The following is a 14,313-nucleotide window of genomic DNA, read 5'->3' as shown; positions in this document are numbered from 1 at the left end:
GGTGAAGCGTCATGGATCGAGACGGTGTGCACGTCCTGTCCGCCGTCAGCATGCATGGCCCGAACCCGCTGCGGAAGGAGGCACTTTCACCTCACCCACGCACTGCCGGGGTACCGCGCGCCCCGCACCGGCGGACGGCCCCGAACATCAAGAGAACCTCAAGAGACCGCTGCCATCATGGCCGCCCAATAGCACTCTCCACCGGGCATGTGGCCGGCCGGTGCCGTCCGTCCACGCCCGGTCAGGTGACGTCCTTTTGGGTTGGGGAATCCATGGATTTCAGATTGCTGGGGCCGTTGGAAGTCCTTTCGGGCGGCGTGCCGGTGGTACTGGGCGGGACGAAACAACGGGCCACTCTGGGCTCACTTCTGCTTCAGGCCAACCGAGTCGTCCCGACCAGCGAACTCGTCAGCTCACTATGGGATGGTGACGGAGCGCCACCCACCGCACGCAAGATCCTCCAGAACGCGGTGTGGGCCCTTCGCGGCCTGCTGACCGCCGACGGAACCCGCGTCCACACCGCGGAACTGATCACCAAGGCGCCCGGCTACATGCTCAAGGTCGACCCCGCGCGCGTCGACCTCTTCGTCTTCCGGCAGCGGGTGACGGACGGCCGTGCCGCACTGGCCGCACAGGCCCCCGAGGCCGCCGCGGCCCTGCTGCGCGAGGCGCTGGACCTGTGGCGCGGGCCCGTCCTCGCCGACCTCGTGGAGACCGGCATCGCCTGGCCGGAGCTGACCGCGGCCGAGAAGGCGCGGCTGGACGCGCTGGAGGACTTCTTCGAGGCGGAACTCGCCTGCGGGCGCCACCACATGGTCCTGGGGCGGCTGGAGGCGATGGTCGAGGGCCAGCCCCACCGGGAGCGGTCCTCGGCGCAGCTGATGCTCGCGCTCTACCGCTGCGGACGGCAGGCCGACGCCCTCAACCTCTACGACCGGGTGCGCGCCGCCCTGGGCGAGGGCCTCGGCCTGGAGCCGGGGCAAGGACTGCGGATGCTCCAGCGCGCGATCCTTCAGCACGACCCGTCCCTGCTGGCGCCCGGGGCCCGCGGCCCCGTACCGCACACTCCGCCGACGGCGGCGGTCCCTGCGGGGGTCCCTGCGGGGGCCCCGGTGACGTCCGGTGCGGTGGGGCGTCAGGTGCCCGGCCTGACGTACGGGCAGTCCACCGGCCCGGGGACCACGGCGGCCCGCCCGGGCGGCCCGGTCACCGGCCTGTCGTCGGGCTCCATGTCCGACCTGACGCCAGGCTCCGCGCCTGGCATGATGCCCGGCTCCACGTCCGGTCCGACGCCCGGCGCACTGCCGGGCTCCGCGCCGGGTCTGCCGTCCGGTTCCACATCCGGCCTGGCGTCCGGTGCGATGCCTGGCCTGCCGCCCGGCTTCGCACCCGGAGCGGGGCCCGGCTCCGCGTCCGGAGCGATGCCCGGCGTACTGCCGGGTTCCGCGCCGGGCCTGCCGTCCGGCTCCGCGCCCGGCACGATGCCCGGTTCCACGTCCGGTCCGATGTCCGGCCTGTCAGCCGGCCCCGCGCCTGGCACGGCGCCCGGCGCCGCGCCAGGCTCCGCCTTCGGGGTGGCATCCGGCCTGGCGCCCGGCCAGGGGACCCCGGTGGCGTACCTGGGCGCCCCGGGTGCCGCCCCGCTGCCGGGCGGCGGCAGCGCGCCCGTCACCGGCGGCGGCGCGCCCGAACGCATGACGGTCAGCGCCCTCCTGCTGTGCGCCCGCCCGGTGGGCTGGCGGACCGCGAACCCCGGCACCGCCGACTCCGCGCTCGAAGGGCTCGGCAGCCTGATCCGCGAGGAGGTCGAGCGCTGCGGCGGCACGTTCGTGACGAACATCGGCTCCATCGCCCTCGCGCTGTTCGGCATCGACGACCCCCGGGGCGCGGCCGAGCGGGCGGTCCGCGCGGCGCTGGCCGTACGGTCCAGGTGCGGCGCCGACGGCGGCGCGGTGGTGATCGCCGCCGTGACCTCGGGGCCCGCGCTCGTACGGCTGCCGGGCGGCGACGGCGCCGGGGGCGCCGACGCGGCGCGGCCCACGGTCGTCGGGACCCTCCTCGACGAGGGCCGGGCCCTGCTGGCGCGGGTGCCGGACGGCCGGGTGTGGGTGTGCGGGACCACGCGCCGCGACATCTCCGCCACCCTCCACCTGCGCAGGGCCTCCGGCCGACAGGACGCGTGGGAGGTCCTGGGCGTGCGGGGTGAGCCCGGGGCGCTGCGGGCGTACGCGCGCCTCGCGGCCGTCGGGGACCACGACCACGAACTCGACCTGGTGGCCGGGCTACTGGAGTGGTCGCGGCTGCGCGGCCTGTCCCATCTGGTGACCGTGCTCGGCGAGCCCGGGTCGGGCAAGACCCGCTTCCTGGCCGACTTCGAGGGCAGGGCCCTGGAGGCGACCAGGGCACCGGTGCGGATCATCACCGCCTATCCGCCCGACGACGATCCGGGCCCCCTGGCGCTCCCGGCCCTCGTCCTGGCCGAGTGCTGCGACATCCTGCCGGGCGACTCCATCGACACCGCCCACGACAAGCTGACCGCCGCCCTGCGGCGGCAGACGTCCGACGCCGGTGAACAGCGCAGGCTGTACGAGCGGCTGCTGCCGCTGCTGTCGCCCGTGGGCGCCGCCCTGCGCCGCCCGGAGGCCGGCGACGTCCTCGACGCGTGGCGGGAGTTCACGGTCGGGGCGGCCCGCGTCGAGCCGCTGGTGGTGGCCGTGGACGACATGCACCTGGCCGGGGACGAACTGCTCGGCTGCGTCGAGTCGCTCGCCGACACCGGGGCGGACGACTCGGCGGCGCTCCTCGTCGTCGTCACCGCCCGGCCCGATCTGGTGCGCCGCAATCCGTGCTGGGCGGGCAGCATGCGGCGCGCGGTCACCATCACACTGACGCCCCGGGCCGGCACGCGCCCCGAACCGCACATGGCCGTGCCGGGCGCGCCCTGCGAGGGGCGGATCGCCGTGTGACATAGGACGTATGGCACACAGGCGGTGGCCTCCCCCTGGCGTCGTCCGGGGGAGGCCACCGCCTCGTTCAGCCGCTCGGCCATTCAGTCGTTCAGCCGTTCCAGGCCCCATTGGCGGCGGCCCGCGCCACGAACTCCGAGAAGTCGCGCGGCGGCCGTCCCAGCACCCGCTCGACGGTGTCCGTGGGCGTGGCGTTCCTGCCGTCCCGGATCGTGGCGACGAGGTCGGCCACGAAGACGGCGTAGTCCTCCGCGACGCCGTACGAGACGAGCTCGGCGACGTAGTCCCCGTGGGAGACCGGGGTGTAGCGCACGGTGCGGCCGGTGGCCCGGGCGATCTCGCCGACGGCCTCCTCGAAGCCCAGGGCGCGGGGCCCGCTCAGCTCGAGGACCTGTCCGCCGTGGCCGTCCTCCAGGAGCGCGGTCACCGCGACGGCGGCGATGTCCTCGGCGTCCACGAACGGCTCGCGGCCGCTGCCCGCGGGCAGCGCCAGCTCACCGGCGAGGACGCCGTCCAGCAGCACGCCCTCGTCGAAGTTCTGGGCGAACCAGTTGGGGCGCAGCAGCGTCCACTCGGCGCCGGACTCCCGGACCGCCCGTGCGCCGGCGACCAGGGACTTGCCGCCCACGGTGTCGGTGACACGGGCCTGGAGGACCACCAGCCGCCGGACGCCGAGGTCGACCGCGTGCTTCGTCAGGTCGCGGATCTGGGCCTCCGCGTCCCACTCGCCCGGCTTGTCCTGGCGGTCGACGAGATAGGCGGCGTCCGCGCCCGCGAGGGCGGGCTCCCAGGTGTCCGCGTCGTCCCAGTCGAAGCGGACCTCGCCGGAACGGCTCGCCGCGCGGACCTTCGCGCCGCGTTCCCGCAGCCCGTTCACCACGCGGCGACCGGTCTTGCCGGTACCGCCCAGCACCACGATCTTTCTGTCCGTCATGGTGACAACTGCCTTTCCGTCGGGACGGGCCCGGTCAGAGGAAGAGGGTGTCGGGGGCGAGGCCCAGCAGGGAGCGGCCGTGCACCTCCTGGTTGGTGCGGTAGGCGAACAGCGCGTGCAGCGCCAGGCCCCGCATGTCGCGGTGGAACCGCTGGAAGGCCACGTCCCGCATGATCACGGAGGCGCCGGCGGCCTCGAAGAGCTCGTCCACGGCCTGCTTGGCGAGCTCGATGGCGAACGCCGCCTTGCCGCGCGCCGCGGCCCGCTCCTCGACGGAGGGCAGCGTGCCCGCGTCCGCGTGCTCCTGGAGCGCGCGCAGCCAGGCCTCCTGGAGGGCCTCGGCGGCCGCGATCTTGTTCTCCGCCTGGGCCACCTGGATCTGGGTGACCGGCGACTGGCTCTGGTCGGTCCAGGAGGTGTAGGTGATGCCGCGTCCGGGCAGCCGCTCCAGGAAGAGCTCGTACGCGCCCCTGGCGAGCCCGAGGTAGGCGGAGGCGCCCAGGGCCATGAAGAACGGGATGAACGCGTAGTTGCGGCCGGTGGCACCGGTGTTGGCACGGTCGCCGGTGGTGCCGGCGAGCACGTCCAGGAGGCTGATGACGCGGCGGGCGGGCACCGTGACCGCGTCGGCGGTGACGGTGGAGCTGCCGGTGCCCGCGGCGGCGGAGGCGTGCCAGTCGTCGGCGATGGACAGCGAGGAGACGGGCACCAGGGCGGCGGCCGGCGCGGGCGTGCCGTCCGGGCCGGGCAGCAGGGCCGCGAGCAGCGCCCAGTCGGTGCCCCGGCAGCCGGAGATCCACTTCCAGCTGCCGCTGAGGGTGTAGCCGCCGTCCTCGGCGGGGGTGAGGGTACCGGTGGGCGTGAAGCCCGTGGAGACGCGGACGGAGCCGCCCGCGTACACCTCCTCCTGGGCCTCGTCCGGGAAGAGGCTCGGCACCCACGCGCTGGACACCCAGATCATCGACACCCAGCCGGTGGCGGTCTCGGCGCGCGAGATCTCGGACACGATCCGGGTCACATCGGCGACCGGGGCCTCAAGACCGCCGAAACGGCGGGGGACGCTCAGCCGGAACACGCCCGCCTTGTCGAGCAGTTCGATGTTCTCGTCCGGAACCCAGCGCCGCTCCTCGGCCTCGGCGCCGCCGGCACGGAGCGTGGCGGCCAGGGCCGTGACCTCCTCGAGTACGGCGGCGACGGCGGCGCTGTCGGTGGTGGACATCATGCCTCCAGAAAGAAAGTTATCGGCTTTTCCGTGTGATCCGATTCTTTCGAGGGGGAGTCATGTGCCGGTAACGGCAGTTCCTCGGGGGAGGAATGGGGTGGCAATCGGGTTGCGGGTGCTTTTGCGGCAGGGTGCGGCAAGGAGAAATCGTCCGGTAATTCAACCGGTAACCCGTCCGGTAACTTCGGCCGGTAACCGGACGGGTTACCGGCCGAAGTTACCGGACGGGAAATGAAAAAGCGCCCTGCCCCGGGCATCGAGTGCGGCCGGGGCAGGGCGCCGTGGGAAGCCGGCCCCGGGGGGAGAGCCGGCGTGGTTCGGGTGGGGGTCAGGCGTCGACGGGCTCGCGGACGGGATCGGCGCCGGCGGAGGCGGCGTCCTCTATACCCGAGCGGTTGCCCAGGCCGAACGCGCTGATGAAGGCGGCGATCAGCGCGGCGGCGAGCGGCACGATCAGGGCGGCCCGGTAGCCGTCGAGCTGCGCGGCGGGCGACGTGCCGTGCGTGGCACCGATGGAGACCGCGGTCACGGAGGACAGGCCCAGGGCGGCGCCGAACTGGAAGGAGGTGTAGAGCAGACCGCCGGCCACGCCCTGCTCCTCCTCGTCGATGCCCTCCGTCGCCACGATGGTCAGCGGGCCGTACGCCAGCGAGAAGGCGAGGCCGAGGATGATCAGGCTCGGGAACATCGCCAGGTACGTCCAGTCCATGCCCACCGGCAGGAAGAGGGCGTAGGACAGCGCGGCCAGCAGCAGACCGCCGAAGATCACCCGGGCGTTGCCGAACTTGGCGACCAGCTTGGGCGTGAGCGTCGGGGAGAGGACGGAGTCGATGCCGATGACGATCAGGGCGAAGCTCGTCTGGAGGGTCGACCAGCCGCGCAGCTCCTGGAGGTAGAGCACCGCCACGAACTGGAATCCGAAGAACCCGGCGGCGAAGAGCAGCGCCGTCAGATTGCCGCGGATGAGGGTGCCGTCGCGGAAGAGGCCCAGCCGGATCAGCGGATTGGCGGACCTGCGCTCGATGAGGACGAAGGCGAGGAAGAACACCAGGCCGGCCGCGACCGTACCGGCCGTCATGGCGGCGGACACGTGCGTGGCCCGCTCGACGGCGAAGACCAGCAGCAGGATGCCGGCGGTCACGCTGATCGCGCCGCCCAGGTCGACGCCCTGCCCGGACCGCTCGGGCCGGGGCGACTTGGGGATGAGGGCCACCGCGGTGATGAGGATGAGGAGGGAGAGGGCGACCGGGGCGAAGAACACCCAGCGCCAGCTGACCGACGCCAGCAGCCCGCCGACGACCAGGCCGATGGAGAAACCACCGGCGGCGGTGCCGGAGTAGATGAGCAGCGCCTTGTTGCGCTGCGGGCCCTCGTCGAAGCTGGTGGTGATGATCGACAGGCCGGCCGGGGTCATGAAGGCCGCCGCGACGCCCGTCACGAAACGGGCCACGATGAGCATCCACCCCTCGGTGGCGAATCCGCCCAGGCCGGAGAAGAGGAGGAAGACGACGAGCCAGAACACGAACATCTGACGGCGCCCGAAGAGGTCGGCCGCCCGGCCGCCGAGCAGCATGAAGCCGCCGTAGCCGAGGACGTAGGCGCTCATGACCCACTGGAGCATGCCGGTGGACATGTCCAGGTCGGCGCGGATGGACGGCAACGCCACATTGAGCATCGCCACGTCGATGCCCTCGAGGAAGATCGCGCCGCACAGCACGAACAGCACGCCCCAGGCGCGCCCGCTCATGCGGTCGGTGCCGCTGCCCGATGAGGTCTGCGGTGTGGACACGGAAAGGCTCCTTGCGGGGACGGAAAAAGGGAAGGGGGAGGTAGGGAAGGGACGAGCGGAGACGACGTCGCTCTTGAGGGACGCTTGAAAGCGACGTGGAACGGGGCGAGTTGAGCCGGAGAACCCGCGGTTCCCTCTTGTAACCACTCGAATCATCGGGCAGGGTGAATCGCCATGGAAGAAGGCACTTTGAAGTCACCGACTCACTGCACGGGTACCGAGGCCGAGTACGAGATCCGGCAATGGGACGCCCGCGAGGGCTGCGAGGTGCGCCAGATCCTCGACCGGGTCGCCGACAAGTGGTCCCTGCTCGTCATCGCCCTCCTGGACCGCCGCAGCCTGCGCTTCTCCGAGCTGCGCCGGGAGATCGACGGCATCAGCCAGCGGATGCTCACGGTCACCCTCCGGCAGCTGGAGCGCGACGGGCTCGTCCTGCGCACGGTCCACCCCGTGGTCCCGCCGCGCGTCGACTACGAACTCACCCCGCTCGGCGTGACCCTCCACGACACGATCCGCGCCCTGGTCATCTGGACCGAGGAGCACCAGACCGAGGTCGCCGCCGCGCGCGCCTCGTACGACAGCCGAGTGGAGGAGGAGGCACAGGCGCAGGCGTCGTGACGGTGCCCGGGCTTCGCCGGGACACTCGGAGCAGGATGCCGGAAAGCACCCGGAGAGGCCTGGGCATGGGTATCGTCTCGTGCGAAGCGACCCGTCGCCACGAGGAAGGTACGCGTCCCGTGGAACTGCCCGACATCCCCCGCACCATCGGTGGTATCGCCGGCGCCCTGCGCCCGGAGCTCCAGGCGAAGTTCTGGGACGACGTGCGCCGTATCGACAACGCCGATGCCGCACGTCTCCTTCTGGACGACTGGTGGCGGCAGGCCGTCGTGGATACCGCCGGAGACAACGAGGTCGCCCGAGCGGCGCTCGAGGATGCCGCCGACCTCCGTCTGATCGAGGTGGCACGCGAGGAATCCGACGGCCGCACGATGACGCACGACGAGGTCATGGCCATGCTCGACAAGGCGAAGGCCTCGTGAGGCACACCCTGATCTGGGCCAACAACACCGCCCGCTCAATGCGTGCCCTGCGCGAACGCGACGGGGACGCGGTCAAGCCGTTCGCCGACGCGGTCAACGCACTCGCCCGCAATCCGCGGCCGCCCGAGGCCGTGCAGCTCGGCGGCACGGAACGTGGCGGCTACGCCTTGGCAAGTACAGGGCGATGTACGAGATCGACGGCACGCGTGTTTCCGTCACGCTCCTGCTGATCGGGAGTGCACCCGTCTCGTGAGGCCGGGTAGGTTGGACGGATGTCTACGACACCGCCCGTGATCCTCCTGCTCTCCGGCAGCCTGCGCGCCGCCTCCTCCAACGAGACCGCGCTGCGCACGGCCGAGTCCGTGGCCGCGTCGGCGGGCGTGCGGGCGGTGCGCTACGAAGGCCTCGCGGCCCTCCCGCACTTCAACCCCGACGACGACCACGACCCCCTGCCGGGCCCGGTGACGGAGCTACGCGCGGCCATCGCGGAGGCGGACGCCGTACTGATCTGCGCGCCCGAGTACGCGGGCACGCTGCCCGGCGCGTTCAAGAACCTGCTGGACTGGACGGTCGGCGGCACGGAGATCTGCGACAAGCCGGTGGCGTGGGTGAACGTGGCGCCAGCAGGGCGCGGCGGGGGAGCGGAGGCCACGCTGCGGACGGTGCTGAGCTATACGGGAGCCTCGATCGTGGAGGCGGCTTGCGTGAGGATTCCGCTGACGCAGGGGATGGCGGGCCCGGACGGGGTCGTCGCGGACGAGGGTGTACGGGGAGAACTCCGGCGTGTGCTGGAGTGTTTGGGGAAGGCTGGCTGAATACGGCCTGTGGGCGTTAGCTTCGGCGCATGGGTGATCACCGCACAGTCGAGGTCGGAGGGGTCCGGCTGGCCTACCGGGTCTCGGGTCCGGAGGGAGCCCCGCCGCTCGTGCTGCTGCACGGGCTGGGCGAGGGGGCTGCCGACTGGGACGGTGTGGCCCCGGCCTTCGTACGGGACTGGCGGGTGTACGCGCCCGACCTGCGCGGCCACGGCCTGAGCGACTGGCCCGGCGCGTACTCGTTCGAACTCATGCGGGACGACGTGCTCGGCTTCCTCGACGTCCTCGGCTTGGAGCGCGCGGACGTGATCGGGCACTCGATGGGCGGCATCGTCGCCTATCTGCTGGCGGCGGCACAGCCGCAGCGGGTGGGACGAATGGTGCTGGAGGACGCCCCGGCGCCCGTGCCCCGCGAACCCACGCCCCGCGCCAGGCCGGAGGGCGAACTCGGCTTCGACTGGGCGGTGGTCGAGGCCATCAGGGGCCAGATCGACCGCCCGGACGCGGCGTGGCTGGCGGACCTGGGCAGGATCGAGGCGAGGACCCTGGTCCTGGGCGGCGGTCCGCTCAGCCACGTTTCCCAGCACAACGTCGCCGAGTTGGCCAGGCGCGTGCCCGACGGGAGCTTCGAGACGATCCCGGTGGGGCACCTGATCCACGCCGCGGCGCCGGAGGCTTTCGCCGAGGCGGCGTTGCGATTTCTGCGGGCTCAACGGGGTTAACGGCGGGCTACAGCAGGTCTTTCGAGACGAACGACCCCATACCGGGCTCGGTGTAGATGAGGCCTTCGGCACGGAGAGCGCGGTGCACCTTGTGGGCCGTCATGCTGGCGATGCCGAACTCTTCGGTGAGTTGAAGGACGGACGGCACTCGTGTCCGAGGCGGATACGTGCCGTCCTTTATACGTTGTCGAATCACTTCGGCCACCTGGCGCCAGCGCGGGATGTCGGGAACGAATTCGATCACGTCGGCACGCTACGGGTGCCGCAAGTGTTCGTACAAGACGTAGGTTGCTTCGGTTTGTTTGGAATACAGCAACTCGCAAGGGTTCTATAGGGCTCTACTGCTAAGGTCCCGAGCACAAAGGAGACCCCGGCGGTCGCGGTAACGACCCCGGGGCATGGCCAACGCTGCTCTAGGAGCGTCGACATGCTCAACCTTATCCGCCGCCTCACCGCCTGGGCGAGGCGCCCGCACCACCCCCACATCCCTCCCACTCCCGCCCCACGCCCCCAGGAGTGCGACCACGTCGTGGTGATCACCGCCCACGGCATCAACTTCGTCCCCCGCCAGCCGAGCGCAGTGGAGGTGGCGGGCCGGTGAAGAGGGAGCGCTATCGCCTGACCGCGCCGACGAGCGCCAACACCGCTCGTCTCGCGAGAGAGTTCGTCACCGCCGCACTCGTGGCGGCCGACCGGTACCCGCAGATCGAGAACGCGCGCATCTGTGTCTCCGACACCGTCGCGAATGTCGTCCGGCACGCGCGCGTGCCGGAGCTCACCGTCGAGGTGACGGTCGACGAGGAGAGCGTCGTCGTGGCCGTCCGCGACGATGACCCGGGCCGGCTGCCGTGGCCGCGCCAGGCCACCGGCGAAGCGGGCGGCGACGGCCGGGGCCTGGCGCTCGTACGCCGTCTGTCGCACGCCTCCGGTGTGACGTGGGTGTGGGACGGACTCGACGTCGTCGGGAAGCAGGTGTGGTTCGAGCTACGGGAGCGTGCCGCGCTCACTGTGTGACATAAGGCGCCAAAGGGGCCACTGACGATTGTCAGTGGCCCCTGGCATGGTGTCTGCAACGGCGGGGAAACGAGCTCCACACGTTCGTAACAGAGTGCTCGTCAGCCCCGGAAGCACTTTGTGGTCAGCGTGGTGATGTTGATAGACATGTTCGAGTCGCCAAGTGACACATGAGATACGACGGGGGTGAGCTCGTGAAGTTCGATATGGGACAAACGACGCTGTCCGATCTGGTTTCGAAGACGCGTGGTTCAAGTGACGATCTGGGCGGTTTGATCCGCCAGCTGATCGCCGCCGCGCAGCCGCTGGAGGGCAAGTTCAACGGCGCCGGCAGGGCCGCGTTCGACCAGTTCAAGTCGCACTCCGACGAGGTGACCGCCGCGCTGAACAGCTCCCTGGGTGCGATTCTGGGTGGCCAGTCCGGCATGGACTCGTCGTTCGGCCAGGGTGACCAGGAGTCGGCGGACAACGCGCGCCAGCAGATGGCGGCGGCGAACTTCGACGCGGCCCGCTTCTCGGGCCGCTAGGACACAGGGGGTATTGATCATGGCTGGTGCGGGTGCGGACCGTCGTAGTTACGACACGGGCGCGTCGAGCGAGGTACAGGGTTCGCTGCAGGGCATCATCTCCCGCCTGGAGACGGTGCTGAGCGAGCGTGACGGCGCGGTGAAGGCGGCGATGGCCGAGTTCCAGGCCGACGGCGTCTCGGATCAGTACCACGGCAAGGAGCAGCGCTGGAACCGGGCGGCCACCGAGGTCCGCCAGATCATCCACCTGCTGCGCTCCACGATGGAGAAGAACGACGGCACGGCGCAGTCCACGCTGTCCAAGGCGAAGGCCGCCGTCGACGCCATCGGCTGACGCCGGTCTGATTCGCCTATTCAGGTAGGAAACGGGGGTTTGCGTGTCCAACTGGGACATTGATGTGAGTGGTGTGAACTCGGTGCTCTCCGGAACCGGCGAGGTCGCCGGAAAACTGGAGGGGGAGTTCAAGACGTACTCCACCAACATGGAGCACGCGGGCACGCACGCGGGCACCATCGCCGCCGGCGGCAAGGCGCCGGAGGGCGGTGGTGGCCTGGTCGCCGTGGCACTGGCGCAGTTCGCGGAGAAGACGAAGTCGGATCTGCAGTACATCGCCGTGCGTACAGGCAAGTCGATGACGGGCGCCGTCGAGGCGACCAAGGCGTACGTCCACGGCGACGAACAGATGGCACAGACGGCACAGAGCAACGCGCTGGTGGCGCCGACCCCCGAGGAGCTGAAGGGCAAGCAGCCCGAGCAGGGGCAGGGGAAGGCGTAAGTCGTGCTTGAAACGGGGGAGATACCGACGTTCACCGGGAATCTCGGTGAGCTGGAGAAGGACGCGGCGGGTCTGAAGTCGGATGCGTCGGCGATCCGGACGACGGGTGGGGACATCCACTCGAAGTTCCAGGGCTTGTCGGCGTTTTACCATGCGCCGGAAGCCGAGGCGCTTTTTGCGACGACGGTTCCGGTGCGGGACAAGGCGAAGGGTTTTGGCGACAAGCTGGAGAAGGTGTCGTCGGCTCTGACGGAGTACGCCGCTGAGGTGCGTCCGCTTGCGGACAAGCTGGATGCGTTGAAGCGTGAGGCCGAGAGCTTCGTGTCGTCCGTGAAGGGCGACAAGGACTGGGCTTACGACAAGAAGAAGACGGATCACCAGAAGCGCATCCGTAGTGACATCGACGAGACGGTCGGTGCGTTCTACGAGGCCGAGCGTCGTGCCGCGAACAAGATCACGGCGCTTGTAGGCGGTACGACGTTTGTCGCTGACGATGGCTCTCACAAGGACAACATGTATGGCTTCAAGGCTGATGACTTGAAGCATGCGAAGGTGCCGTGGGGTGAGCCGGAGGAGCAGCGGCATCACGCGTATGAGATCGGCTATTGGGTCAAGTCGTTCGTGTGGGACGGTCTGATCGTCGATGGTGTGTGGGGCACGATCAAGGGTCTGGGTACTCTGGTCGGTTTTGGTGGTTGGGACGCGTTCAAGAACGCGTGGAAGGGCCTCGGCATGTTGGCCGTGGGCGTGGCTGTGTACAGCAGTCCGATCGGTCGGGCGATTCCGGATTCGATGCTGCCGAAGTTCGTGCAGGATTCGAAGAAGGTGGCTCGTGAGGCGGGCAAGGCCATGCTGGCCTGGGACGAGTGGAAGAAGAACCCGGCTCGCGCGGCCGGTGCGGTCACTTTCAACGTCCTGACCTCCATCACGGGCGCGGGCAATGTCGCCAAGGCGGGCACGGTCGGCAAGGTCGTGAATGTCGCGGGCAAGGTCGGCAAGGTCATCGACCCCATGACGTATGTCGCCAAGGGGCTTGGTAAGGGTCTTGGTGCCCTGAACATCTCGGTGCCGAAGGTCGGTGACCTGATGGCCGGGCTGAAGAACGGGTTGGGCGGCAACAAGGTCGTTCCCGCCAATTTCGCTCTCCCGCACGATCTGTCGGTCGCGGCGCCGCACACGCCGAACGTGACGTCCGTTCTTCCCGACAAGTCGGTGAAGCTGCCGGACGGGACGATCCTGCACGAGAACGGCACCATGGTGTCGCCCAAGGGCGCACCGCATCAGAACCCGATTCCGGTGGAGGCATCGGCCGCCGACCGCGCCGCCCACCAGCAGATACCCACGCCGTCCCGTGTCGAGCAGCCCGCCTTCGCTCACGCGGGCGGTGGCAGCGCGGACAACGCCGTGCATGTCGGCGGCAGCGGGGGAACAGCTGACAATGCGGCCGCCCACACGGGCGGTCACGCTGCAGAATCGTCACTTCCTTCAGCGGGACGCGGCGCCGACAGCGCGCTGCCCCACTCGGGTGCCCACACTGCCGAACCCGCAGTCCACGCCGGAGGCGGGAGTGCGGACAACGCGGCCACGCACACGGGCGGAGCCCGAGGTGCCGACAGCGCTGCCCACACGGGAGGCCACGCCGCCGAGCCCGCCGCTCACGGCAACGGCGCTCACGCCGGGGCCGCCGACGCCGGCCACGGCTCCACGCCCCACCCCGGCCACGACACCCCGGGTTCCGGTGCGGGAGGCCATGGTTCCGAGGGCCACCAGGGCGCCGGCCACGAGACCCCGGCTTCGGATCACGGTCACGATGGCGCCGGTGGAAACCAGCACGACGCGGCGCATGGCGGGGACTCCGGTGGCGACCACGCCGCGGAGAGCCCGGGCGCGGAACACGAGCCGTCGGGTCATCACGCGGCGGAGGACGGCGTCGGCGCGGGAAGCCATCATGCCGATGACCCGCAGACCATGCGGGACTACACCCCTCCGCAGGACGACCCGAAGTCGAAGATCCCCGTTCCTCCCAAGGAGCACGGCGACATCGTGCTCGCGACCGGCGACCACGTGTACCACGAGCCGCATCTGACGACGATCGGCTACGACAGCATGACGCAGCTGAACCGTGATCTCACGGCGCGGCTCGAGGGCTACCACGATGTGGTCGTCCACGGAAACGACAAGGGATTCTTCATGCCCGGCAGGAAGAACGCCATGGGCGTCGACTTCCCTCCGGGCGAAGTGCACGCAACGCACATCGTCGAGGCGATCCGGAACAACCCCACCTACAAGGGCGGGCCGATCAGGCTCATCTCCTGCCACACCGGTCGTGTCAGGGAAGGCGTGTCGGACATCCCTGCGGCGCAGCAGGTGGCGAATGACCTGGGTGTCCCGGTGATGGCGCCGACCGATGAGGTGGGTATCTACCCCTCTCGCGGTAAGGGGCAGGTGCCGGAGGTGCAAAATGAGGGCTACTGGAGGACTTTCCTCCCCATGGCTCAGTAGTCCTGT

Annotated in this window: 16 protein-coding genes; 12 read left to right on the top strand and 4 right to left on the bottom strand. The window is 70.3% G+C overall.

Going from position 1 to position 14,313, the window contains the following annotated elements; translation table 11 throughout:
- The first annotated feature begins 470 nt into the window (after positions 1-470).
- Positions 471-2,966, top strand: a complete 2,496-nt coding sequence (locus tag ACFYZR_RS21350) for a BTAD domain-containing putative transcriptional regulator (RefSeq protein ID WP_391912521.1) — start codon at positions 471-473, stop codon at positions 2,964-2,966.
- 91 nt (positions 2,967-3,057) lie between these two features.
- On the opposite strand, the gene ACFYZR_RS21345 is transcribed toward ACFYZR_RS21350, so the two are convergent.
- The 3 genes from ACFYZR_RS21345 to ACFYZR_RS21335 all read right to left on the bottom strand — a co-directional run bounded on the left by ACFYZR_RS21345 (position 3,058) and on the right by ACFYZR_RS21335 (position 6,869).
- Entirely contained in the window at positions 3,058-3,900 is an 843-nt protein-coding gene (locus tag ACFYZR_RS21345; protein WP_391912520.1) for an NAD(P)H-binding protein, read from the bottom strand.
- A gap of 34 nt (positions 3,901-3,934) precedes the next feature.
- Positions 3,935-5,122, bottom strand: coding sequence for an acyl-CoA dehydrogenase family protein (locus tag ACFYZR_RS21340; RefSeq protein ID WP_391912518.1), 1,188 nt, complete (start codon positions 5,120-5,122; stop codon positions 3,935-3,937).
- Positions 5,123-5,450: 328 nt separating this feature from the next.
- A complete protein-coding gene (locus ACFYZR_RS21335) occupies positions 5,451-6,869 on the bottom strand; it encodes an MFS transporter (RefSeq protein ID WP_391912904.1) in 1,419 nt (472 codons plus the stop codon).
- A gap of 216 nt (positions 6,870-7,085) precedes the next feature.
- Here ACFYZR_RS21335 and ACFYZR_RS21330 point away from each other — a divergent pair, with 216 nt between their 5' ends.
- From ACFYZR_RS21330 to ACFYZR_RS21310, 5 genes are all read left to right on the top strand, one after another.
- Complete coding sequence (locus ACFYZR_RS21330) at positions 7,086-7,529, top strand: winged helix-turn-helix transcriptional regulator (protein WP_391912516.1); 444 nt, start codon at positions 7,086-7,088, stop codon at positions 7,527-7,529.
- Positions 7,530-7,648: 119 nt separating this feature from the next.
- Positions 7,649-7,951, top strand: coding sequence for a hypothetical protein (locus tag ACFYZR_RS21325; RefSeq protein WP_391912514.1), 303 nt, complete (start codon positions 7,649-7,651; stop codon positions 7,949-7,951).
- Positions 7,948-8,181: a hypothetical protein gene (locus tag ACFYZR_RS21320; RefSeq protein ID WP_391912512.1), complete on the top strand. Its 234-nt coding sequence runs from the start codon at positions 7,948-7,950 to the stop codon at positions 8,179-8,181. The genes ACFYZR_RS21325 and ACFYZR_RS21320 overlap by 4 nt, the downstream gene beginning before the upstream one ends.
- A 42-nt stretch (positions 8,182-8,223) precedes the next feature.
- Positions 8,224-8,766: an NADPH-dependent FMN reductase gene (locus ACFYZR_RS21315; protein ID WP_391912510.1), complete on the top strand. Its 543-nt coding sequence runs from the start codon at positions 8,224-8,226 to the stop codon at positions 8,764-8,766.
- 29 nt (positions 8,767-8,795) lie between these two features.
- Complete coding sequence (locus tag ACFYZR_RS21310; RefSeq protein WP_391912507.1) at positions 8,796-9,488, top strand: alpha/beta fold hydrolase; 693 nt, start codon at positions 8,796-8,798, stop codon at positions 9,486-9,488.
- A 7-nt stretch (positions 9,489-9,495) separates the two neighbouring features.
- Here ACFYZR_RS21310 and ACFYZR_RS21305 read toward each other — a convergent pair whose 3' ends face one another.
- Entirely contained in the window at positions 9,496-9,732 is a 237-nt protein-coding gene (locus ACFYZR_RS21305) for a GntR family transcriptional regulator (RefSeq protein WP_391912505.1), read from the bottom strand.
- 183 nt (positions 9,733-9,915) lie between these two features.
- Between ACFYZR_RS21305 and ACFYZR_RS21300 the strand changes: the two genes are divergently transcribed.
- The 6 genes from ACFYZR_RS21300 (at position 9,916) to ACFYZR_RS21275 (ending at position 14,307) form a co-directional block, all read left to right on the top strand.
- Positions 9,916-10,089 carry a hypothetical protein gene (locus ACFYZR_RS21300; RefSeq protein WP_391912503.1) on the top strand — a complete coding sequence of 58 codons (174 nt, stop codon included), beginning with the start codon at positions 9,916-9,918 and terminating at the stop codon, positions 10,087-10,089.
- Positions 10,086-10,502 (top strand): ATP-binding protein, encoded by a 417-nt coding sequence (locus ACFYZR_RS21295; protein WP_391912501.1) that lies wholly within the window; start codon positions 10,086-10,088, stop codon positions 10,500-10,502. Before ACFYZR_RS21300 ends, ACFYZR_RS21295 begins: the two co-directional genes overlap by 4 nt.
- A gap of 194 nt (positions 10,503-10,696) precedes the next feature.
- Positions 10,697-11,029, top strand: a complete 333-nt coding sequence (locus ACFYZR_RS21290; protein WP_391912499.1) for a hypothetical protein — start codon at positions 10,697-10,699, stop codon at positions 11,027-11,029.
- 19 nt (positions 11,030-11,048) lie between these two features.
- Positions 11,049-11,363 carry a pore-forming ESAT-6 family protein gene (locus ACFYZR_RS21285; protein ID WP_391912497.1) on the top strand — a complete coding sequence of 105 codons (315 nt, stop codon included), beginning with the start codon at positions 11,049-11,051 and terminating at the stop codon, positions 11,361-11,363.
- Positions 11,364-11,406: 43 nt separating this feature from the next.
- The gene (locus tag ACFYZR_RS21280) at positions 11,407-11,805 is read left to right on the top strand and encodes a DUF6507 family protein (RefSeq protein WP_391912495.1); all 399 of its coding nucleotides are present in this window, start codon (positions 11,407-11,409) and stop codon (positions 11,803-11,805) included.
- 3 nt (positions 11,806-11,808) lie between these two features.
- Entirely contained in the window at positions 11,809-14,307 is a 2,499-nt protein-coding gene (locus ACFYZR_RS21275; protein WP_391912493.1) for a hypothetical protein, read from the top strand.
- The last annotated feature ends 6 nt before the right edge of the window (positions 14,308-14,313 follow it).

The organism is Streptomyces sp. NPDC001678 (assembly GCF_042892945.1).
In the GTDB taxonomy this organism is placed as follows: Bacteria; Actinomycetota; Actinomycetes; order Streptomycetales; family Streptomycetaceae; genus Streptomyces.
Note: the sequence above shows the minus strand (reverse complement) of the source record. Positions and strands in the feature narration are given on the sequence as shown.

Excerpts from the sequence above, each read along its gene's own strand:
- ACFYZR_RS21345 (WP_391912520.1), bottom strand. The coding sequence starts at position 3,900 with ATGACGGACAGAAAGATCGTGGTGCTGGGCGGTACCGGCAAGACCGGT.
- ACFYZR_RS21340 (WP_391912518.1), bottom strand. The coding sequence starts at position 5,122 with ATGATGTCCACCACCGACAGCGCCGCCGTCGCCGCCGTACTCGAGGAG.
- ACFYZR_RS21300 (WP_391912503.1), top strand. The coding sequence starts at position 9,916 with ATGCTCAACCTTATCCGCCGCCTCACCGCCTGGGCGAGGCGCCCGCAC.
- ACFYZR_RS21285 (WP_391912497.1), top strand. The coding sequence starts at position 11,049 with ATGGCTGGTGCGGGTGCGGACCGTCGTAGTTACGACACGGGCGCGTCG.
- ACFYZR_RS21310 (WP_391912507.1), top strand. The coding sequence starts at position 8,796 with ATGGGTGATCACCGCACAGTCGAGGTCGGAGGGGTCCGGCTGGCCTAC.
- ACFYZR_RS21330 (WP_391912516.1), top strand. The coding sequence starts at position 7,086 with ATGGAAGAAGGCACTTTGAAGTCACCGACTCACTGCACGGGTACCGAG.
- ACFYZR_RS21335 (WP_391912904.1), bottom strand. The coding sequence starts at position 6,869 with ATGAGCGGGCGCGCCTGGGGCGTGCTGTTCGTGCTGTGCGGCGCGATC.
- ACFYZR_RS21315 (WP_391912510.1), top strand. The coding sequence starts at position 8,224 with ATGTCTACGACACCGCCCGTGATCCTCCTGCTCTCCGGCAGCCTGCGC.